Below are 18,476 nucleotides of genomic sequence, written 5' to 3'. Positions count from 1 at the left end.
GTTATGAAGGCAGGCATCCATCCCGACTATCACATGATCAAGGTAGTCATGACCGATGGCACCGAATACGAAACCCGCTCGACCTGGGGTTCGGAAGGCGCTGTAATGAATCTCGAAATCGATTCCAAGTCGCACCCGGCCTGGACCGGCGGCAACCAGCAGCTCATGGACCGCGGCGGCCGCGTCTCCAAGTTCAACAAGCGTTTCGGCGGCCTCGGCCTCTAATCGCTTCTGCTCGACGGAATTTGAAAGAGCTCGGCTTTGCCGGGCTTTTTTGCGTTGTGCGAATGCTGAGGCACATCGGCAACAAAAAACCGGCCGCGTGGAGCAGCCGGTTTCATATAAAATTCTCTCGGGAACCGGTCAGTTGTTGCCGAAGGCCGTCTGCAGCAGGGAAAGCTGAGCCTGGACGCTATTCTGATTATCATGAACGATCACGGCTTCGGCCGGACGATAGATTTCGCGATCCAGCAGCGCGATGCGGTTCTGCAGGCGCAAGGAGCGCTCGACGAGGTCGCGGAAGGATTCCGGCAGATCGCCCCAGCCGGGTGCTGCGCGATCGACGTTGAAGCCGTCGAGGCGAACCTTGTTCTTCTCGGCCAGCACCTGGTCGCGGGACATCTCGCCATTGTTGACGGCGCGCTGCAGCAGCAGCCAAGAGGCCATCTGCATCAGGCGGGTGGTCAGCCGCATCGATTCAGCGGCGTAGAGGACGGACGCCATGCGCGGCAGAACCTTGGAGGCTGCGCGGCCCTGGCCGTCGAGATAGGCGGCGGTCTCTTCGACCAGCGACATGCCTTCGGCATAGAGTGCCTTGAACTGCGAAGATGCAGCCGCGCGGCCCGCAAAACTGATCGTGTTCAATCCAACTTCCGACATCGCAATAGTCCCTGTTGCACGCAGCTACTTATGGTCAGGTAACGCCGGGGCCGACGGAAAAGTTTCCGTGTCCCGTCTTTATGACTTTAAGATGGTATCATTAGCGCAAATGCGCAAGCCGTTTCTTAAGAAAGGGTTAATCTCCACAGTTTCATGGAAATATGCCGACGGCAGCAAAAAGAAGAGCCGCAAAAGCGGCTCTCAAGGTAAAACAGGGAGAAAAATCAGACCAATTCACCGCTTGGAAAACTGTCTGAGATCCAGAGAAAGCCTGGATGAGTACAGTAATATCTTATAAAGCTTAATATTTTATTACCATTGTGCCGAATGAAGACTTGAGGCTGGCTTCATTTTGCCTGCCTATGGTCTTGTTTCGAAGGCTTTTAGCGGATCACGAGCGGAAGAAGCTTTCAGCGGCCTGCCGCCCGGATGCCTTGCGGGTAGCTTCGGCTTCGAGCCGGGCGATCTCGGTTTTCAGCAATTCCACTCGCGCCTTCAGTTCATCCACCGAAAGCATGGAGAGATCGGCGCCGATCTCGTGGGCGGTTTTCTTCTGCGGTCGGTCGTCATCAATAAAGCTCATCGGTTCTCCTCCTTGCTGCCGGCAACATAATGCCGAAAAATGCGGCTGATAGGGAATCGGAATCTAGGCCGATCCGGCCCAAATCCAGCCTCGCCTCCCATTTTCGTTTTTCGCGAGCCAAGGCAAACACCGCAGCGCGGTTCTCGTAGGAAGGCCTAACCGAACTTTACAGCAGGATCGCCGCTTTCGGGAGACTTGCCGGTGCCGCGATCGGCCAGCGACATGCTTTGCGGTGTCAGCATCGGCGACGTTCCGGTCGGGATCGTCGTATAGGCGTCGCGGTCGCTGGCCGGAACGGCGGCGCGGATGCGGCTTCTGATAATCGCATAAACGGTGATCAGCACATGGGCGACGGCGGTGACCAGGAAAAGCGCGTGCGGGGTGATTGCCGACATGACGGGGCCGCCGAGCGTCGGGCCGATGACTGTGCCGATGCCGTAGAGCAGCAGCAGGCCGCCTGAGACCTTGACGAAATCCTCCGATGCCGCGAAGTCGTTGGCGTGAGCAACCGCGATCGGATAGAGCGTATTGGCCACCGCGCCGTAAAGGACAACGAGCCCGATCAGCAAGGCTGGGGATGTCGGGTGAAGCAGAAAGATCAGCAAGCCGGCGAGGGCGGCGATCGCCGACAAGGCAGCGAGCACGTAACGCCGATCGATACGATCAGAAAGCCGGCCGGCCGGCAACTGCATCATGGCGCCGGCGAAAATCGTAGAGCTCATCATGACGGCGATGCTCGTATCGGAAAGGCCGGCGCCGGCGCCGAAGACGGCGCCGAGAGTGCCGTAAGCGCCGTTGGCGATGCCGACGAGCAGGATGCCGAGGCAGGAGACGGGGGAGTTGCGATAGAGCGCCGGCAGGTCGAGGCGCACGGCCTTCAGCGGCTGCGGCGACGCCGCTGTCGAAAGCGTCGTCGGCAGCATGGCGATGCAATAGAAGATGCCGCAGATCATGAAGAGCACCGGCGTGCGCACGTCCTCCAGCGGGATCATCATCTGGCCGCCGACGACGCCAAGCAGTGTGATGCCGATATAAAGCGAGAAGATCGCACCGCGGCTCTCGTTGCTGGCGCGCTCGTTCAGCCAGCTTTCGATGATCATCGACGTGCCGGCGGTGGAGAAGCCGGTGACGGCGCGCAGGATCACCCACCAGAACGGATCGATGATGATGCCGCTGACCAGCGCGATGATGGCGATGATCGAGATGAAACCGGAGAAGGCTCTGACATGGCCGACGCGGCGCACCAGTTTCGGCGCCACCAGGCAGCCGACGACGAAGCCGCCGGCCCACGAGGTGCCAAGCAGGCCGAGCGTCGTCGTGGCGTAGCCTTCGAGATTGCCGCGCACGGGAAGCAGGATGCCCTGCAGACCATTGCCCATGAAAAGGAAGAGCGTGCCAAAGAGCAACGCAGCGACGGACAGCAGATTTCTCTTCATTTCCCCAGACTCGGTCTCAGCGATTGTAAACGGACATAAGGCGAGACCTGCGCCTGCCCAGTCTCAAGATGATTGATTGTGCCCCGGAATGCCTTTACGGCGTGTGTGATCCTCTTGTTCGCGCGGAAAAATGTCCGTCCTGTGGCATTCCGAAAAACGGAAAAAATAAAGCATGACAAAGCTGATAGCCTTGCCGCTCATCCTTGCCATGGCGATACAGGTGATCAAGCCGCTCGGGCTTCCCGGCCTCAGACGGCGGGTGGATTTCTGGAAGATCGCGCTGATCGCCTTCGGCATATGGGCAGTGGCGCTGCTGTCGCGCGACTTCCTGATGTAGATCCGGGATCCAAGTCCCGGTCGTGATCGTCAGTCCTGCAGGATGATTTCGCCGCGCATGACGGCAACGCAGCTTCCCGAGATGACGACGTCGGTAACGGTGCCGCCGGATTTCGCCACATCAAGAGCAATAATGCTGCGGCGGCCCATTTCGACGCCCTGTTCGATGGAGACGCGAACGTTCATGTCAGTCTCCGGCGCAAGCGTGACGAGATAGGCGGCCAGCGCTGCCGAGGCGCTGCCGGTCGCCGGATCTTCGGGCACGTTGTCGAGGGGCGCGAACATGCGGGCACGAATCTTCCATGGATCGTCGGATGAACGGACATACAGGAAGAGCGAGAAATCGTGACCCCTTGTCGTCTGCGTGCCGGCGGCTTGCTGGAAGCCGGCAAGGTTCGGGCGGGCGGCGGCCAAGGTTTCGATGCCGTTCAACTCTGCGACGGCGAAGTTGAGGCCGACGGAGGCAAAGACCGGGGCGTGGGTGGCCACGGCGACGGCGCCGGGATCGAGAGAAACGCAGCGGGCGATGGTTTCTGCGGCGATGGCATCGCCGACCGTCAGCGGTTGCGGCGCGCGGATGGCAGTGGCCGTAACACGTCCACCGCTGCGCTGTAGGCTGACCTCGACAATGCCGGCCTGTTCCTCGAAGCGCAGCCTGTCGCCGACCGGCTTGCCGAAGATCTCAGTCCGCTGGCCGAGAACATAGGCGGTGCCGACATTCGGATGGCCGGCGAATGGTATTTCCATCGTCGGCGTGAAGATGCGCACGCGGGCCGAATTCCGCGGATCTTCCGGCGGCAGGACGAAGGTGACTTCGGAATAGTTGAACTCGGTGGCAATCTTCTGCATCGCCGCATCGCTCAAGCCCTGGGCATCGGAAATGACGGCAAGCGGATTGCCCTCGAAACGGGTGGAGGTGAAGACGTCGACGGTGACGTAGGAGAGGGTGTTCATGGCGGCTCCTGTTGTGGCGGGCCGCTATGAGTAAGCATGGTTTTTGGGGAATGAAGCGGTTTCTTGTCGCCGTGACAATGAGAGGGTGAGCGTCTTACGCGCCGTATTTATCCACCGGTTCGTTGGTGAAGAAAGCGTCTCCACGAACTCCCTCATTGCTATGCCTGTCACAGGAATCCAGCCACGGCGCGTCTGCGCCGTGAATGAATCAATACATGAGGAGAAGAGTCTATCACGCCCAAGGACTTGGGCGCGCTGGATTCCTGTGACGAGCACAGGAATGAGGGAGAGAGGGAGGGGCAGGAGTGACTACGCTGCGGTTGCCGCCCCCACCCGAATCCCAAGCCCGAAATCAGGCGGCCTGTTCCAGGTCCTTCTTCCAGCTACCCTTCGCGGCAAGGCTGTTCATCTCCGCGCGGTGGGTGAACTCGCGCTGTCCGGCCGCGACGTTCTCCGGCTTGCCATTCCAGGCCTTGAGCGCGCTGTCCTGCAGGGCGCGTCCATAGGAGAAGGTGACGAGCCAGGGCAGGTCAAAACCATTGATGGCGGAAAGATGCGCGGTCGCTTCTTCGGTGGTTTGACCGCCGGAGAGGAAGGCGATGCCGGGAACGGCCGACGGAACCGTGCGCTTCAGCACCTGGACGGTGCGCTCGGCGACTTCGGCGACGGAAGCCTTGCGGGCGTTCTTGCCGTCGATGACCATGTTCGGCTTCAGGATCATGCCTTCGAGGCTGACGCGGGCTTCGGCCAGTTCCTCGAAAACGATTTGAAGCGTGGATTCGGTCACTTCGGCGCAGCGGTCGATGTTATGGTCGCCCGGCTTGCCGTCCATCAGGCATTCCGGCTCGACGATCGGTACGATCTTGGCTTCCTGGCAGAGAGCCGCATAGCGGGCGAGCGCCTGAGCGTTGGCACGGACCGAACCGCGGGTCGGCAGCGACGACGAGATGGCAATGACGCCGCGCCATTTGGCGAATCGGGCGCCGGCCTCATAATATTTGGCCAGGCGTTCGCCGAGGCCGTCGAGGCCTTCGGTAATGGTTTCGCCCGGGAATTTGGCCATCGGCTTGGCGCCGGTATCGACCTTGATGCCTGGAATGGAACCGGCAGCGCGGATGATATCGACGAAAGGCGTACCGTCGGCGGCCTTCTGATAAAGCGTCTCTTCGAACAGGATGACGCCGGAGATATATTTCTTCATCGCCTCGTCGGAGCGGAAGAGCATCTCGCGGTAGTCGCGACGGCTGGTTTCGGTCGATTCGAGATTGATCGTGTCGAAACGCTTCTTGATGGTGGAGGTCGATTCGTCAGCCGCAAGCAGTCCCCGGCCGCCCGCAACCATCTGCACTGCAATGTCTTCCAGTCGTTCGCTCATTCGATCTCTCCACAGCGTTAAACATCGTCGGTTTAAGAATATAGGACGGCGATAACAGAAGTTTATAGTGAGGAAAATGGAAGGCTAAGTCATTGAAACGATTGAAATCAATTCAATCGTTTGAAAGGATGGGATTTTTTTCGACCCCTGGGCAAAAGACCGCGGAAGGCTTCTCGCCAGCGCGGTCTATCCACATGTAAAGCCTGCTAAATTGCCTTTGCGGCGCCGCACCCGCCCGTTGCAAGGTGCGACGCCGAATGCTTTTTTTCGCGCCAAGGCGCTCGGTCTTATCTGGCGGCGTTGAGGACGGCGACGCCGGGAAGTTCCTTGCCTTCCATCCATTCCAGGAAGGCGCCGCCGGCGGTCGAGACATAGGTGAAATCGTCGGCAACGCCGGCATGGTTGAGCGCCGAGACGGTGTCGCCGCCGCCGGCAACAGAGGTGAGCTTTCCGGCTGCAGTGCGCTCAGCGGCGTATTTCGCGGCCGCGACCGTTGCGGTATCGAAGGGCTCAATTTCGAAGGCGCCGAGCGGACCGTTCCAGACGAGCGTTGCGGCGCGCTCGATCCAGGCGTTGATAGCCTCGACCGATTTCGGCCCAACGTCGAGCACCATGGCATCGGCGGGAATGGCGTTAATATCAACCGTCTCGTTGGCGGCACCGGCTCTGAATTCGCGCGCAACGACGCCGTCTTCCGGCAGTATGATGGCGCAGCCTGATGTCGCGGCCTCGATCATGATCTGCTTGGCGGTTTCAGCAAGATCATGCTCGCAGAGCGACTTGCCGACATTGGTGCCCCGGGCGGCGATAAAGGTATTGGCCATGCCGCCGCCGATGACCAGCGCGTCGACCTTCTTCACCAGGTTCATCAGGAGGTCGATCTTGGTCGAGACCTTGGCGCCGCCGACAATGGCGACCACCGGGCGGGCCGGCGCGCCGAGGCCCTTTTCCAGTGCTTCCAGCTCGGCCTGCATGGTACGGCCGGCATAGGCCGGCAGGTGGTGGGCCAGGCCTTCGGTCGAAGCATGGGCGCGGTGGGCGGCGGAGAAGGCGTCGTTGACGTAAATATCGCCATTGGCGGCCAGCGCCTTGGTGAAATCGGGATCGTTCTTTTCCTCGCCCTTGTGGAAGCGGGTGTTCTCCAGCAGCAGGATATCGCCGTTATTCATCCCGGCGACGGCGGCGGTGGCGGCCTCGCCGATGCAGTCGGAGGCGGTCAGCACGGCATGATCAAGCACTTCCTCGACGGAAGGGGCGATCAGCGACAGCGACAGATCCGGCGACGGGCCGTCCTTCGGCCGGCCGAAATGGGCAAGCAGGATCACCTTGGCCCCCTTATCGGAGAGTTCGAGGATCGTCGGTGCCACGCGCTCGATGCGTGTCGTATCGGTGACCTTGCCGTCCTTGACCGGAACGTTGAGGTCGACGCGGACGAGAACGCGCTTGCCGCTGATGTCGGAAAGATCGTCGAGGGTCTTGAAAGAAGGCATGGGGAAGATCCAGTCTTGGTTGGCGGAAGTCGCGCCGACCATAGCAAGGATCATTCGAGACGCAAGGCGTTCAACGGCCGTTTTCGCGTCTGGCTTCGTCGCCTCCGGCCGATGCTTTCGGCATGGTTTCGGAGGCCGCCGCTTCGCGGTTGCGACGTCCGTTCAACCTGTCGCGGATGCGCTGGATAATGTCCTTGAGATTGATGAAGATCGGCAGCGTCGTGGCCGGTTCGACCGCTTCGAGCGACATGCCGACCGAGGTGACGTGGTCGTGCTCGTCGAGATCACGGACGATGAGGATGATCGAGCCGAGACGGACGCGATCGGCATAATCGGCCTTGCCGCCGAGGCGCTGGCGCATCAGTTCGGCGATCGTCAGGCCTTTTTCGGATTCGTTGAGCAGGCCGGGACCGTAAGCTGCATCGAGATCGGCGGCGGGGCGGGCAGGCGAGAGCGCGAAGGCCCCGAAGAATTCGGCATCGTCCTCGTCGACAGGGGCGCGGCTGGCGAAGAGCCGGTCGAGCAGGCGGGAATAGCTCGGCACGATGAAGAGATAGACGAGATCATTTTCGCGCAGCCGTCCGGCATATTGGTAGCGCATCGACTTGCCGTCGCGGATGACGAGCGAAGGGGTTGCCCAGCGCGGGATGCGCTCACCGCGCAGCACCGGACTATCCTTGATCACGCGGTAGGAGAGCAGTTCGTGGTTGGCGGCACCCGGAAGGTCGACCTCGACCTTATCGACGGCGCCGATGCGTGGGGGAATGATCAGGCCGAGCTTCTTGGCGACCGGCTTGATCGTCCAGCCCTGGATGAGCAGCGAGACCAGCACGATGATGAAGGCAGTGTTGAAAAAGATCTGGCCGTTTTCCAGCCGGCCGAGGATCGGCATGATGGCGAGCAGAATGGAGACGGCGCCGCGTAGGCCGACCCAGGCGACGAAACCGATCTCCTGCTGGGTGTAATCGAAGGGAAGCAGCGACAGCCAGACCGCCAGCGGCCGTGCGACGAAGATCAGGAAGAGGGCGAGCAGGATGGCCGGCACGATGATGACGGGAAATTGCGACGGCGTGGCGAGCAGGCCGAGCACCAGGAACATGATGATCTGCGCCAGCCAGGTCATGCCGTCCTGGAATCGCTTGATGGTGCCGATCGCCTGCATCTTGCGATTTCCGGCGTAGATGCCGGCGACGTAAACGGCAAGGAAACCACTGCCACCGACCGCGCCGGTGAAGGAGAAGACGAGAAGGGCGAGAGCCAGCACGAAGATCGGCGTCAGGCCGCGGTCGGTGTCAAGCTTGCTGACGATCAACACGATCATCATGCCGCCGAGCAGGCCGAGGATGACGCCAAGCCCCATCTGCTGGATGAACATGGCGAGCATGCCGATGTTGATGCCGGCATAACGCTCCCCACTCGCCAGGACTTCGACGAGGGCGATGGTGAGGAAGATCGCCATCGGATCATTGGTGCCGGATTCGACCTCGAGCGTCGAGCGCACCTTGTCGCGGATGTTGATGCCGCCGATGCGCAGCAGGAAGAAGACGGCGGCGGCATCCGTCGATGCGACGATCGAACCGAGCAGCAGGCCTTCGAGCCAGGTGAAGTTCAATAGCCACATGGCAGCGACGGCAAAGAGCGAGGCGGTGATCAGAACGCCGACCGAGGCGAGCGTCAAAGAAGGCACTGCCGCGAGCCGGAAAGCCTGCATCGGCGTGCCGAAGCCGGAATCGAACAGGATGACGGCGAGCGCGATGGAGCCCAGGATATAGGCGAGATAGTTGTTGCTGAACTCGATTCCGAGGCCATCGACGCCGGCGGCAAGGCCGATCATCAGGAAGAGCAGCAGCAGCGGCGCGCCGAAGCGGAAGGCGAGCAGGCTGGAAAAAGCGGCCATAAGCACGAGCGCCGTCGCAACCAGCACCACGATATAGAACGCTTCCATGCCCGCCCCTTTCCACCGACTGCTTCGCGGATATGCCACCCTCCGGCCGATCCATTTGTTTCAACCCTCCACCGCCCGCGTCGGTCCATCACTAAACGGCAAAACGGCACAGAAGGGTAGGCCTTGCGGCTTAACCTCGCCTCGTGCTGCATCATGCTGCTGAGCGGCCGCCGGGACGACGCCCGACACGGAAATGCTACGGGAGAAACTCTCTACAAGGAATGTATAGGAAAATCAGGCAAGAGCAGGGCGAAAGGCAGGAAGATGGATTTTTCCTGCCGGGATCTGCAACCGCGACAGGATAAGGCACGCTCCTTCGTTCACGCGGGCCGTTCATCCTGGCAACGACGGGAAGAGGGGATTGCAGCGGCGGATCGGCGCTATCCCAGCACTGCCTGAAGTATGATGACGGCGAGAAACGAAACGCCGATTGCCGCGGCTACCCGGATCACCAGACGATCAGCCTTTGCCAGCACGGCGGGTCGGACGTCCCGCTTGGGATGAAACCGTTGCCGCCGCTTAAGGGTGGTATGGGACAAGCGTTTCTGCGGCCCTGCCATTTATCGCCTCCGCTACGATCATTTCAGCCTTTGTGCAGCGCTATGCATTTCCCAATCTATCACGTTTGGCTGGCGGATTGCCAACCGCGATTTCATCCTTGCGGCCACACGGAACTCGTCGCTTCGAAGCGGCTTTCAAAGCGGGAGACGATGCGGATCGACTGTCAATCTTCGGTGTCTTCGCCGTCGTCGGTCAGATCCTCGACCGGAACCAGGAAAACGACGAATTCGTCGTCGATGGTCCTTTGCGGATCGTCGTCGAATTCATAGGCGTGCTCGACTTCGCTGGCTTCCTCGGCGGTCGCCTTGCGCAGGCTGAGCGTCGCCTTGCGGTCCCACAGGGGCTTGCCTTCGGATTCCAGGATGGTCAGGTCGTCGCGAAAATCTTCCGCCTCGAAGAAATGCGTCGCTTCCTCATGGTTTTTGGAGCGAAAGCTGGCAACGGCGCGGCCGGCGATCTCAACGGTAAAGTAATCCATCGATCTCTCTCTATCCCCCGGCGGTGATGCCGTTCGGGCTTGGTGCACCGTATCAGGTTTCGCAATCGATTTGGCGCAGTAATCATAGCAAAACGGCCCGGTTTCCCGGGCCGCTTGCGAATATTCAGTCGTCAGGCCCTCAGATGAGCTTGGCGAGGGCGACGGCCGTGTCGGACATGCGGCTGGAGAAGCCCCATTCGTTGTCATACCAGGACAGGACGCGCACGAAGTTGCCTTCCATGACCTTGGTCTGATCGGTCGCGAAGATCGAGGAGTGGCTGTCGTGGTTGAAGTCGCGGGAGACGAGCGGCTCGTCGGTGTAGCCGAGGATGCCCTTCAGCTTGCCGTTGGAGGCAGCCTTGATGGCTTCGTTGATTTCGCCGACCGTGGTGGCCTTCTTGGAGACGAATTTGAAGTCGACGACCGAAACGTTCGGGGTGGGAACGCGGATCGAGGTGCCGTCGAGCTTGCCCTTGAGATGCGGCAGGACGAGGCCGACGGCCTTGGCTGCGCCCGTCGAGGTCGGGATCATCGAGAGGGCGGCTGCGCGGGCGCGATACAGGTCCTTGTGCATCGTGTCGAGCGTCGGCTGGTCGCCGGTGTAGGAGTGGATGGTCGTCATGAAGCCGTGGTCGATGCCGACGGCGTCGTCGAGAACCTTGACAACGGGCACCAGGCAGTTGGTGGTGCAGGAGGCGTTGGAGATGACCGTATGCTCCTTGGTGAGCTGGTCATGGTTGACGCCGTAGACGACGGTGAGATCTGCGCCATCGGCGGGAGCCGAGACGATGACGCGCTTGGCGCCGGCCGTCAGGTGGGCGGCGGCCTTGTCGCGGGCGGTGAAGATGCCGGTGCATTCCATGGCGATGTCAACGCCGAGCTCGCGGTGCGGCAGCGTTGCCGGATCCTTGATCGCGGTAACCTTAATCGGCTTGCCGCCGCCAACGATGATCGTGTCACCTTCGACCTTCACTTCGGCCGGGAACTTGCCGTGGATCGAGTCGTAACGCAGGAGATGGGCATTGGTCTCGACCGGGCCGAGGTCGTTGATGGCGACGACCTCGATGTCGGTGCGGCCGGATTCGACGATAGCGCGCAGGACGTTACGGCCGATGCGGCCGAAACCATTGATGGCAACCTTGACTGTCATGTTCATTCACTCCCGATAGAATAGGGCCCGATAGAGAGGGCCTGGAATTGAGGAGATGGAGAGCGCCTCAAGGCGCCCTCTTTAAAGCTTTGCTTCGGCAGCCGCAACGACGGCGTCGGCGGTGATGCCGAAATGCTTGTAAACGTCCTTCACCGGACCGGAAGCGCCGAAGCTCTTCATGCCGATGAAAGTGCCTTCCGGTCCGATGAAGGCGTCCCAGCCCTCGCGGACGGCGGCTTCGACGGCGATCTTGACCGGGGAGTTGCCGAGCACTTGCTTGCGATAGGCTTCCGGCTGTTCGAAGAACAGTTCGGTGCAGGGCACCGAGACGACGCGGACCGAAACCCCCTTGGCTTCAAGAGCGGCGCGAGCGGCCACGGCGATTTCGACTTCCGAGCCGGAAGCGAAGATCGTCACCTTGGCGTCGGCATTACCGGCGAGCGTATAGGCGCCCTGTTCGCAGAGGTTCTTTTCGCTGTATTCGGTGCGGGCCGGGCTGAGGTTCTGACGCGTCAGGGCAAGGCCCGACGGACGGTTGTGAGTCTTGATGGCGATTTGCCAGCATTCCGCCGTTTCCGTGGCGTCGGCCGGACGGAAGACCAGCAGGTTGGGGATGGCGCGCAAGCCGGCGAGCTGTTCGACGGGCTGGTGCGTCGGGCCGTCTTCTCCGACGCCAATCGAGTCATGCGTCAGAACGTGGATGACGCGGATGCCCATCAGTGCAGCGAGGCGGATCGGCGGGCGGCAGTAATCCGAGAAAATCAGGAAGCCGCCGCTATAGGGAATGAGGCCGCCATGCAGCGCAATGCCGTTCATGGCTGACGCCATGCCGTGCTCGCGGATGCCCCAGTGCACGTAACGGCCGGCGAAATCCGTCGGCGTGATCGAGTGCATCTGGCTGGTCTTGGTGTTGTTCGACGGCGTCAGGTCGGCGGAACCGCCAAGCGTCTCCGGCACGAAGCCGTTGATGATCTCCAGCGCGTCTTCGGATGCCTTGCGGGTTGCGACCGTCGGCCTGGTCTCGGCCAGCTTCTTCTTATATGCGCTGATCGCGGCATCGAAACCTTCCGGCAGGTCGCCTGCCATACGGCGGGAGAATTCCGCTCTGGCCGGCGATCTGGACAGAGTTTCTTCCCATGCCTTGACGAGATTGTCGGAACGGGTGCCGGCTGCGCGCCATGCATCGAGAACGTCCGAGGGAACGACGAAGGGCTCGTAATCCCAGTTCAGCGCCCTACGGGTGGCGGCGATCTCGTCGGCGCCGAGCGGGCTGCCGTGAACCTTGTGGCTGCCGGCCTTGTTCGGGGCGCCGAAGCCGATCACCGTCTTGCAGGCGATGAAGGTCGGGCGATCAGACTTGTGGGCGGCCTCGATTGCATCGGCGATGGCGGCCTGATCGTGGCCATCGATCTCAATCGTGTTCCAGTGAACGGCCTTGAAGCGGGCGATCTGATCGGTCGAGTCCGACAGCGAAACGGCGCCGTCGATGGTGATCGAGTTGTTGTCCCAGAAGAGGATCAGCTTGTTGAGCTTAAGGTGGCCGGCAAGGGCGATGGCTTCATGGCTGATGCCCTCCATCAGGCAGCCGTCGCCATTGATCACATAGGTGTAGTGGTCCTGGAGGTCCGCGCCGAATTCGTCGCGCAGCTTGCGTTCCGCGATCGCCATGCCGACGGCATTGGCGATGCCCTGACCGAGGGGGCCGGTGGTGGTCTCGATGCCGGTTGCGTGGCCGTATTCAGGGTGTCCGGCGGTCTTGGAGCCGACCTGACGGAACTGCTTGAGGTCCTCGATCGTCATGTCGGGATAACCCGTCAGATACAGCAGCGAATAGAGCAGCATCGAGCCATGGCCGGCCGACAGCACGAAGCGGTCGCGGTTCGGCCAATGCGGCTTCTTGGGGTCGAAGCGCAGATATTTGGTGAACAGGACCGTCGCCACGTCAGCCATGCCCATCGGCATACCAGGGTGGCCGGAATTCGCCTTTTCAACGGCGTCCATGGCGAGGAAACGGATCGCGTTCGCCATCCGGTCGTTTTGTTGGAGAGAGGTCATAGCTTTTCTGCAAGCTCCGGGTGTCGGGGGATGGCCTCGAGCCTCCAAGACCATCGGGTGAAAGCGGCTGACACATAGCAGTTGGGGCTGGCGAGTCAATCAATGGCGGGCCAAATCCCAGCGGCTTGCGGCAATTTTTTGACATTTGATCGTGTGACTTTACAAAAGACCAAACCGGCGCGGCGGGCCTGTCCAACACGTTCATCCACAGATAGGCAGGCTGCCGGGTGACGGGATTTATTGACGGGCCGTTGGCGAGCTGCATATCCTCTTGAAATCACAAGATCGGCAGATGTGGCCGATTCGCAGGTCCTGCACGGGAATCGGAAAGGCATGATGCCCACAGGCAAAACCATGGAAGCAGCGCTCGACGAATTGAGACAAGCGATTTCGAGCCTCGAAAACGCCGTCGACATGCGCATTGAGCGACAGCGAGAGCAGGGTGAGATCGAGGGCGAGGTGCGACGTGTGCATGCCGACCGCTCCCGTCTGGCCCAGGAGCTCGACCAGGCCGAATTTCGCGCCAACCGGCTGGAAGAGGTCAATCGTGAGGTATCGCGGCGGCTGGTGACGGCCATGGAGACGATCCGCGCGGTTCTGGATCGCTGATGAGAGAGAATTTGATATGGCGCAGGTGACGGTAACGATCGACGGCAAAGCCTATCGCATGGCCTGTGAAGAAGGGCAGGAGGATCATCTGACTGATCTCGCCACCCGTTTCGACCGCTATGTCGGCCATCTCAAGGGCCAGTTCGGCGAGATCGGCGATCTCAGGATCACCGTCATGGCCGGCATCATGATCATGGACGAGATTGCCGAGCTGACGCGCCGCATCGCGGGGCTGGAGTCCGAGCTCGAGTCGCTGCGCGGCAACCGCGACACCGTGCTTGCCGCGACCGCCCGCACCGAGGAAACGCTGGCGGCGGCGCTCGGCGAGGTTTCGAGCCGCATTCGCGGCATCACCGACAAGCTGAATGGCCGGGCCGCTCCCGAACTCAATTGATGTCAATTAAATAAAAACGGGCTGTCGTCGCCACTGGCGCGTCGATGCAAACGACCTTATATATCGCGATGCGGTCTGCGCCTCTCGACAGGAACCACAATCCCTGGGGCCATACTCGATCCAAAGGGAGCTGTCCCTGTCTGGGCTCGTGGGCCTGGACACACGGTGCCCACCTACGTTTGTAGGCGCCCAGGATCGTAAACATCCATCGGTCGTCGTGGATCGCACCTTTTTCGTTCATCGTTGAGAAGAAGCCCTCTGCCGGGCGAACGCGACTTGTGCGTCCGGCGTCTGCCCGCCCACAATCTGTTCCCCTATTCCGGTCAACCGTCCAGGATCGGATCGTGATAACTGGATGAGAGCCTACAACCAGCTCATTGTCCTAATCGACCGGATAGGGTCCTTCGGCGAACACCTCCTCGTGGTAGCCCTTGGAGCCGACATCGAGCGCCAACGGGCTTCGCCATTCGCGACGCTCGCGCAGGCGATCGAGCACAAAGCGGAAGTCATAACGCGGCTGCCAGCCAAGTTCGCGTCTTGCGCGTTCGTTGACATAGACGCGATCGAGCGTCGGGAACATCTTCCAGCCGCGTTCGGCGTAAAGGGCGTTCGCAGCTGGAAACAGCCGCTCGACGACAGCAGGCGCATCACGTCTGAGCTCGGCGAGATCACCCGGCAGAAAAGGCGTCGTGGCCGAGACGATATAGCGGCCGAAGCCGATCGCCGGCGCCTTTTCGAGCGCCAGCAAATGCGCGCCGACCACGTCGCTGACGTCGACGCGGCGATGAAGCAACTCGTTGGCCTGCGCGTTTTCCGCCGAATAGCCGTTGCGAATGTCCGGATCGTCATCGCTTTCGGGAAAGAAGCGCGACGTCCTGAGGATGACAACAGGCAGGCGGGATTTGCGGGCGAACAGTTCCGACATTCCTTCGGCAGCGAGCTTTGTCACGCCGTAGATATTCTTCGGGACAGGAAGCACGTCCTCGGTGACCCACGCCGCGGGTTCGCCGATGGCCGGCGTCAATGCCGCGCCGAAAGCGCTGGTGGTGCTGGTGAAGACGAAGCTCGCAACACCCGCCGCGATCGCCTCTTCGAGCAGGTTCAGCGTGCCGCCGACATTGGTGTCAAGGAAATCGCGATTGCCATGGGTCGCCACATGCGGCTTGTGCAGCGTGGCGGCATGGATGACGTGGCTGATGCCCGACATCGCCTGCCGGATGAAGCCGCGGTCACCGATGGAGCCGACCATATCGGTAAAAGCCGATGGCTTGATGTCAATGCCGCGCGCCCACCGGCTCTGAGCTCTCAAGCTGCGCATCAGCGCCTCGCCGAGATGGCCGGCGCTTCCCGTCACCAGTATCGTCATCGCATCGTCTCCTGACCATGTCGGCGGTGGACGCTATAAAGACCGGTATCTTGGCACAACGCATAAATTATGCATGGGCATGCAGGAAAGCTGAAGGCTCAGCGGATTGTGGTGACGAGGCGGCCGGCGCTGCCGTCGGAAAGCCTGATCCGCTCCCAGGTGACGCGGCCGGGGGCAATCGGCAGGCGCACATTGCCGTTGGCGCCGGTATCGAAGGTCAACGTCAGGAGCCTGCCCTCATGCCAGCCGCACTCCTCCAGAGACTGCTCGGCGGCAGCGATTTCGGCGGAGGCGTAGGAAAAAAGAGAGCGGCCGAGAAAGGCGCCGAGCGGTGCGCGCCATTCCGCCTGCCGCGGTCGGGAAGCAGACATAAGCTGATGGGTGCTATCGCAGATCAGATGCACAGGCCGGACGGAATCCTCGACCAGCCGCTTTAAAGCCGCATCGGCCGCAGCATATTGCGGCGAGGCGAAAATCCGTTCCAGCTTGACGGCTTGGTCGGGCGAGGGAGCAAGCTGGCCGCGCTCCCAGCGCGAAACGGTCGCCTGGTTGAGGCCGAGGAGCTCCGCGAGGTGCTGCTGCTTCATGCTGCGCAACAACCGCATGCGGCGTATGCCGGCTCCTGATATCGTCATCTGTCCTGAGCTCCCGCGCTTCTTTTGCCAGGATAGGAGTTCGGCGGGCCGGAAGGCAAGCCGATCCTCGCGCCGCATCATTGTTCCGGCTGGCCCTCGAGATCGCTTCTCAGCCGATCGAGGATCGACAGGGCATGACCTGCATAGGCGCTGATCCAGCGGTCGTAGATGTGCTTGATCGGCAGGCTGTTCAAGTGGTTCCAGCGTTCGCGGCCCTCCTTTCTGGCGACGATCAGATCCGCTTCCTCCAGCACCTTCAGATGCTGCATCACCGTGCAGCGGTCCATCCCGGGAAACATCTCGCAGAGCGCGCCCGTGGTGCGGGGCGCGTCCTTGAGCAGATCGAGAATCTCGCGGCGGCGATGATGCGCCAGCGCCTTGAAGACAGGGTCGTCGGTTGATTTGCTTGACATGTTATATTTTTATAACATAATGATATCGGACACAATGGAGAAGAGGAGAAGTACCATGTCTCTCGGAATCCGCGTTTCCGGCCGTATCGGCCGCCCCGTTGCCGAAGTATTCGACGCCGTCGTCAATCCGAAGAAGCTCAGCAGCTATTTCACCACGATCGGCGGGGCGAGCGCGCCGCTCGTTCAAGGCACGACAGTAACCTGGTGGAAGGATGCGCCGGTCGAGGTTGTCGAGCTTGTGCCGGAAAGCCGCATCGTGCTTCGCTGGGACGGCGGCACTGCTGAGGACAAGACAAGGTATAAGACGCTAGTGGAAATGAATTTCAAGCCGCTGGAGGATGGCGGCACGCTGGTGACGATTGCCGAGAACGGCTGGCGCGAGGACGAGGCCGGCCGGCGCGGCACCTATCTCAACTGCGAAGGCTGGACGCAGATGCTTTGCAGCATGAAGGCTTTCGTCGAATACGGGATCAACTTGCGCGAGGGCATGTATCTCAGCGAGATGAAGGGCGAGCCGGCCAGCGCCCCGGATATCTGACGAGGCCTGCCCTCGAAGGAGATCGGCGGCCCATCGCCAGACTTTGCTTGCCTGTCACACTGCGGGTGCTAGTTTCCGGAGTCGATACTTCATCTCGGTTTCCAGGAGATTCATTATGCAGCTTGGTATGGTCGGTTTGGGCCGCATGGGCAACTATATGGTCCAGCGCCTGATGCGGGGCGGTCACGAATGCGTCGTTTACGACACCAGGCCGGAAAGCGTTGCCGATCTCGCAGGTCTCGGCGCAACCGGCACCGCTTCGCTGGAGGAATTCGTCTCCAAGCTCACGCATCCGCGTGCGATCTGGCTGATGCTGCCGGCGGCGATCGTCGACAAGGTGCTGGCGAGCCTGGTGCCGCTGCTGCAGAACGGCGATATCGTCATCGACGGCGGCAATTCCTACTACCATGACGACATCCGCCGCGGCGCTGAGCTCATCACCAAGGGCATCCATTATGTCGACGTCGGCACCAGCGGCGGCGTCTTCGGCCTCGAGCGCGGCTATTGCCTGATGATCGGCGGCGAGAAGGGCATCGTCCAGCACCTTTCGCCGATTTTCGCAACGCTGGCGCCTGGGGCCGGCACGACGGAAGCCTCGCCGAACCGCAGCGCCGAGGCGGCTGCGGCCAGCACCGCCGAGCAGGGTTATTTGCATTGCGGCCCGCATGGCGCCGGTCACTTCGTCAAGATGGTGCATAACGGCATCGAATACGGCCTGATGGCCGCCTATGCCGAGGGCCTCAACATCTTGAAACGCGCCAATATCGGCGCTGCCTCGCATGAGGCCGATGCGGAAACCGCGCCGCTCGCACATCCCGAACATTTCCAATACGACTTCAATCTGCAGGATGTCGCGGAAGTCTGGCGCCGCGGCAGTGTCATCACCTCCTGGCTGCTCGATCTCACCGCCGATGCCCTGCATGTTGACCCCGCACTTTCGAAATTTGCGGGCCGCGTCTCGGACAGCGGCGAGGGCCGCTGGACGATCATGGCGGCTATCGACGAAAGCGTGCCGACGCCGGTGCTGAGTGCGGCGCTCTATGGCCGCTTCTCCTCGCGCGACAATGACGAGTTTGCCAATAAGGTGCTGTCGGCAATGCGCGCTGGTTTTGGGGGCCACGTGGAAAAGCCGGCGCCGAAATCTTGAAGGCCAAATTATTCCCTTCATTGAGCAGAATGGGACCTTCACCCCGTAATTGGAAGGCGGTCGGCATGGCTCGAGCAGGCGGCGAAAAGCGGTCCTTCCTAGCCGTCGGTATGGTTTTCCTACCGCTTGCTG

At 61.3% G+C, this 18,476-nt stretch carries 21 protein-coding genes and 1 other RNA gene; 7 read left to right on the top strand and 15 right to left on the bottom strand.

What is annotated here, in order from left to right; all coding sequences use genetic code 11:
- Window positions 1–3: 3 nt before the first annotated feature.
- Complete coding sequence (rpmE, locus tag RHE_RS17920; RefSeq protein WP_003566413.1) at window positions 4–225, top strand: 50S ribosomal protein L31; 222 nt, start codon at window positions 4–6, stop codon at window positions 223–225.
- A gap of 138 nt (window positions 226–363) precedes the next feature.
- On the opposite strand, the gene rcdA is transcribed toward rpmE, so the two are convergent.
- From rcdA to RHE_RS35105, 4 genes are all read right to left on the bottom strand, one after another.
- The gene (rcdA, locus tag RHE_RS17915; RefSeq protein ID WP_004679442.1) at window positions 364–879 is read right to left on the bottom strand and encodes a protease adaptor protein RcdA; all 516 of its coding nucleotides are present in this window, start codon (window positions 877–879) and stop codon (window positions 364–366) included.
- A gap of 391 nt (window positions 880–1,270) precedes the next feature.
- Entirely contained in the window at window positions 1,271–1,462 is a 192-nt protein-coding gene (locus tag RHE_RS17910; RefSeq protein ID WP_011426727.1) for a DUF1192 domain-containing protein, read from the bottom strand.
- 155 nt (window positions 1,463–1,617) lie between these two features.
- A complete protein-coding gene (locus tag RHE_RS17905) occupies window positions 1,618–2,898 on the bottom strand; it encodes an MFS transporter (RefSeq protein WP_011426726.1) in 1,281 nt (426 codons plus the stop codon).
- Complete coding sequence (locus RHE_RS35105; RefSeq protein WP_157700418.1) at window positions 2,895–3,077, bottom strand: hypothetical protein; 183 nt, start codon at window positions 3,075–3,077, stop codon at window positions 2,895–2,897. The genes RHE_RS17905 and RHE_RS35105 overlap by 4 nt, the downstream gene beginning before the upstream one ends.
- Between RHE_RS35105 and RHE_RS33270 the strand changes: the two genes are divergently transcribed.
- The gene (locus tag RHE_RS33270) at window positions 3,071–3,235 is read left to right on the top strand and encodes a hypothetical protein (protein ID WP_011426725.1); all 165 of its coding nucleotides are present in this window, start codon (window positions 3,071–3,073) and stop codon (window positions 3,233–3,235) included. The genes RHE_RS35105 and RHE_RS33270 overlap by 7 nt on opposite strands.
- Window positions 3,236–3,264: 29 nt before the next feature.
- Here RHE_RS33270 and RHE_RS17900 read toward each other — a convergent pair whose 3' ends face one another.
- The 8 genes from RHE_RS17900 to tkt form a co-directional block, all read right to left on the bottom strand.
- Window positions 3,265–4,188, bottom strand: a complete 924-nt coding sequence (locus RHE_RS17900) for a PhzF family phenazine biosynthesis protein (RefSeq protein ID WP_011426724.1) — start codon at window positions 4,186–4,188, stop codon at window positions 3,265–3,267.
- Between the two features lie 352 nt (window positions 4,189–4,540).
- The gene (locus RHE_RS17895; RefSeq protein ID WP_011426723.1) at window positions 4,541–5,563 is read right to left on the bottom strand and encodes a class I fructose-bisphosphate aldolase; all 1,023 of its coding nucleotides are present in this window, start codon (window positions 5,561–5,563) and stop codon (window positions 4,541–4,543) included.
- A 287-nt stretch (window positions 5,564–5,850) separates the two neighbouring features.
- The gene (locus RHE_RS17890) at window positions 5,851–7,053 is read right to left on the bottom strand and encodes a phosphoglycerate kinase (protein WP_187331697.1); all 1,203 of its coding nucleotides are present in this window, start codon (window positions 7,051–7,053) and stop codon (window positions 5,851–5,853) included.
- Between the two features lie 70 nt (window positions 7,054–7,123).
- Window positions 7,124–8,998 (bottom strand): potassium/proton antiporter, encoded by a 1,875-nt coding sequence (locus RHE_RS17885; protein WP_011426721.1) that lies wholly within the window; start codon window positions 8,996–8,998, stop codon window positions 7,124–7,126.
- Between the two features lie 380 nt (window positions 8,999–9,378).
- Complete coding sequence (locus RHE_RS34385; protein ID WP_041678751.1) at window positions 9,379–9,558, bottom strand: hypothetical protein; 180 nt, start codon at window positions 9,556–9,558, stop codon at window positions 9,379–9,381.
- Between the two features lie 164 nt (window positions 9,559–9,722).
- Window positions 9,723–10,037: a hypothetical protein gene (locus RHE_RS17875; RefSeq protein ID WP_011426720.1), complete on the bottom strand. Its 315-nt coding sequence runs from the start codon at window positions 10,035–10,037 to the stop codon at window positions 9,723–9,725.
- Between the two features lie 139 nt (window positions 10,038–10,176).
- On the bottom strand, window positions 10,177–11,187 hold the full coding sequence (gene gap, locus RHE_RS17870; protein WP_011426719.1) for a type I glyceraldehyde-3-phosphate dehydrogenase: 1,011 nt from the start codon (window positions 11,185–11,187) through the stop codon (window positions 10,177–10,179).
- Between the two features lie 81 nt (window positions 11,188–11,268).
- A complete protein-coding gene (tkt, locus tag RHE_RS17865) occupies window positions 11,269–13,242 on the bottom strand; it encodes a transketolase (RefSeq protein WP_042118992.1) in 1,974 nt (657 codons plus the stop codon).
- Between the two features lie 333 nt (window positions 13,243–13,575).
- Between tkt and RHE_RS17860 the strand changes: the two genes are divergently transcribed.
- The 3 genes from RHE_RS17860 (at window position 13,576) to ssrS (ending at window position 14,473) form a co-directional block, all read left to right on the top strand.
- On the top strand, window positions 13,576–13,851 hold the full coding sequence (locus RHE_RS17860) for a DUF4164 domain-containing protein (RefSeq protein WP_011426717.1): 276 nt from the start codon (window positions 13,576–13,578) through the stop codon (window positions 13,849–13,851).
- A 16-nt stretch (window positions 13,852–13,867) separates the two neighbouring features.
- On the top strand, window positions 13,868–14,245 hold the full coding sequence (locus tag RHE_RS17855; protein WP_011426716.1) for a cell division protein ZapA: 378 nt from the start codon (window positions 13,868–13,870) through the stop codon (window positions 14,243–14,245).
- A gap of 69 nt (window positions 14,246–14,314) precedes the next feature.
- Window positions 14,315–14,473: non-coding RNA, 6S RNA (ssrS, locus tag RHE_RS31255), on the top strand.
- A 154-nt stretch (window positions 14,474–14,627) separates the two neighbouring features.
- On the opposite strand, the gene RHE_RS17845 is transcribed toward ssrS, so the two are convergent.
- The 3 genes from RHE_RS17845 to RHE_RS17835 form a co-directional block, all read right to left on the bottom strand.
- Window positions 14,628–15,611, bottom strand: a complete 984-nt coding sequence (locus RHE_RS17845; RefSeq protein WP_011426715.1) for an NAD-dependent epimerase/dehydratase family protein — start codon at window positions 15,609–15,611, stop codon at window positions 14,628–14,630.
- A gap of 98 nt (window positions 15,612–15,709) precedes the next feature.
- A complete protein-coding gene (locus RHE_RS17840) occupies window positions 15,710–16,246 on the bottom strand; it encodes a helix-turn-helix domain-containing protein (RefSeq protein ID WP_011426714.1) in 537 nt (178 codons plus the stop codon).
- A gap of 77 nt (window positions 16,247–16,323) precedes the next feature.
- Window positions 16,324–16,659 carry an ArsR/SmtB family transcription factor gene (locus tag RHE_RS17835; RefSeq protein WP_011426713.1) on the bottom strand — a complete coding sequence of 112 codons (336 nt, stop codon included), beginning with the start codon at window positions 16,657–16,659 and terminating at the stop codon, window positions 16,324–16,326.
- 55 nt (window positions 16,660–16,714) lie between these two features.
- Here RHE_RS17835 and RHE_RS17830 point away from each other — a divergent pair, with 55 nt between their 5' ends.
- Window positions 16,715–17,197, top strand: a complete 483-nt coding sequence (locus RHE_RS17830) for an SRPBCC domain-containing protein (protein ID WP_011426712.1) — start codon at window positions 16,715–16,717, stop codon at window positions 17,195–17,197.
- Window positions 17,198–17,312: 115 nt separating this feature from the next.
- Window positions 17,313–18,344 (top strand): phosphogluconate dehydrogenase (NAD(+)-dependent, decarboxylating), encoded by a 1,032-nt coding sequence (gnd, locus tag RHE_RS17825; RefSeq protein ID WP_011426711.1) that lies wholly within the window; start codon window positions 17,313–17,315, stop codon window positions 18,342–18,344.
- Window positions 18,345–18,476: the final 132 nt, after the last annotated feature.

It is taken from the genome of Rhizobium etli CFN 42 (genome assembly GCF_000092045.1).
Classification (GTDB): domain Bacteria; phylum Pseudomonadota; class Alphaproteobacteria; order Rhizobiales; family Rhizobiaceae; genus Rhizobium; species Rhizobium etli.
This window is presented reverse-complemented; position numbering and strand designations above follow the sequence as displayed.

Excerpts from the sequence above, each read along its gene's own strand:
- RHE_RS17860 (WP_011426717.1), top strand. The coding sequence starts at position 13,576 with ATGATGCCCACAGGCAAAACCATGGAAGCAGCGCTCGACGAATTGAGA.
- gnd (WP_011426711.1), top strand. The coding sequence starts at position 17,313 with ATGCAGCTTGGTATGGTCGGTTTGGGCCGCATGGGCAACTATATGGTC.
- gap (WP_011426719.1), bottom strand. The coding sequence starts at position 11,187 with ATGACAGTCAAGGTTGCCATCAATGGTTTCGGCCGCATCGGCCGTAAC.
- RHE_RS17835 (WP_011426713.1), bottom strand. The coding sequence starts at position 16,659 with ATGTCAAGCAAATCAACCGACGACCCTGTCTTCAAGGCGCTGGCGCAT.
- rcdA (WP_004679442.1), bottom strand. The coding sequence starts at position 879 with ATGTCGGAAGTTGGATTGAACACGATCAGTTTTGCGGGCCGCGCGGCT.
- RHE_RS17885 (WP_011426721.1), bottom strand. The coding sequence starts at position 8,998 with ATGGAAGCGTTCTATATCGTGGTGCTGGTTGCGACGGCGCTCGTGCTT.
- RHE_RS17905 (WP_011426726.1), bottom strand. The coding sequence starts at position 2,898 with ATGAAGAGAAATCTGCTGTCCGTCGCTGCGTTGCTCTTTGGCACGCTC.
- RHE_RS17910 (WP_011426727.1), bottom strand. The coding sequence starts at position 1,462 with ATGAGCTTTATTGATGACGACCGACCGCAGAAGAAAACCGCCCACGAG.
- tkt (WP_042118992.1), bottom strand. The coding sequence starts at position 13,242 with ATGACCTCTCTCCAACAAAACGACCGGATGGCGAACGCGATCCGTTTC.
- RHE_RS17900 (WP_011426724.1), bottom strand. The coding sequence starts at position 4,188 with ATGAACACCCTCTCCTACGTCACCGTCGACGTCTTCACCTCCACCCGT.
- RHE_RS33270 (WP_011426725.1), top strand. The coding sequence starts at position 3,071 with ATGACAAAGCTGATAGCCTTGCCGCTCATCCTTGCCATGGCGATACAG.
- RHE_RS17895 (WP_011426723.1), bottom strand. The coding sequence starts at position 5,563 with ATGAGCGAACGACTGGAAGACATTGCAGTGCAGATGGTTGCGGGCGGC.
- RHE_RS34385 (WP_041678751.1), bottom strand. The coding sequence starts at position 9,558 with ATGGCAGGGCCGCAGAAACGCTTGTCCCATACCACCCTTAAGCGGCGG.
- RHE_RS17830 (WP_011426712.1), top strand. The coding sequence starts at position 16,715 with ATGTCTCTCGGAATCCGCGTTTCCGGCCGTATCGGCCGCCCCGTTGCC.
- RHE_RS17845 (WP_011426715.1), bottom strand. The coding sequence starts at position 15,611 with ATGACGATACTGGTGACGGGAAGCGCCGGCCATCTCGGCGAGGCGCTG.
- RHE_RS17855 (WP_011426716.1), top strand. The coding sequence starts at position 13,868 with ATGGCGCAGGTGACGGTAACGATCGACGGCAAAGCCTATCGCATGGCC.
- RHE_RS17840 (WP_011426714.1), bottom strand. The coding sequence starts at position 16,246 with ATGACGATATCAGGAGCCGGCATACGCCGCATGCGGTTGTTGCGCAGC.
- RHE_RS17875 (WP_011426720.1), bottom strand. The coding sequence starts at position 10,037 with ATGGATTACTTTACCGTTGAGATCGCCGGCCGCGCCGTTGCCAGCTTT.
- RHE_RS17890 (WP_187331697.1), bottom strand. The coding sequence starts at position 7,053 with ATGCCTTCTTTCAAGACCCTCGACGATCTTTCCGACATCAGCGGCAAG.
- rpmE (WP_003566413.1), top strand. The coding sequence starts at position 4 with ATGAAGGCAGGCATCCATCCCGACTATCACATGATCAAGGTAGTCATG.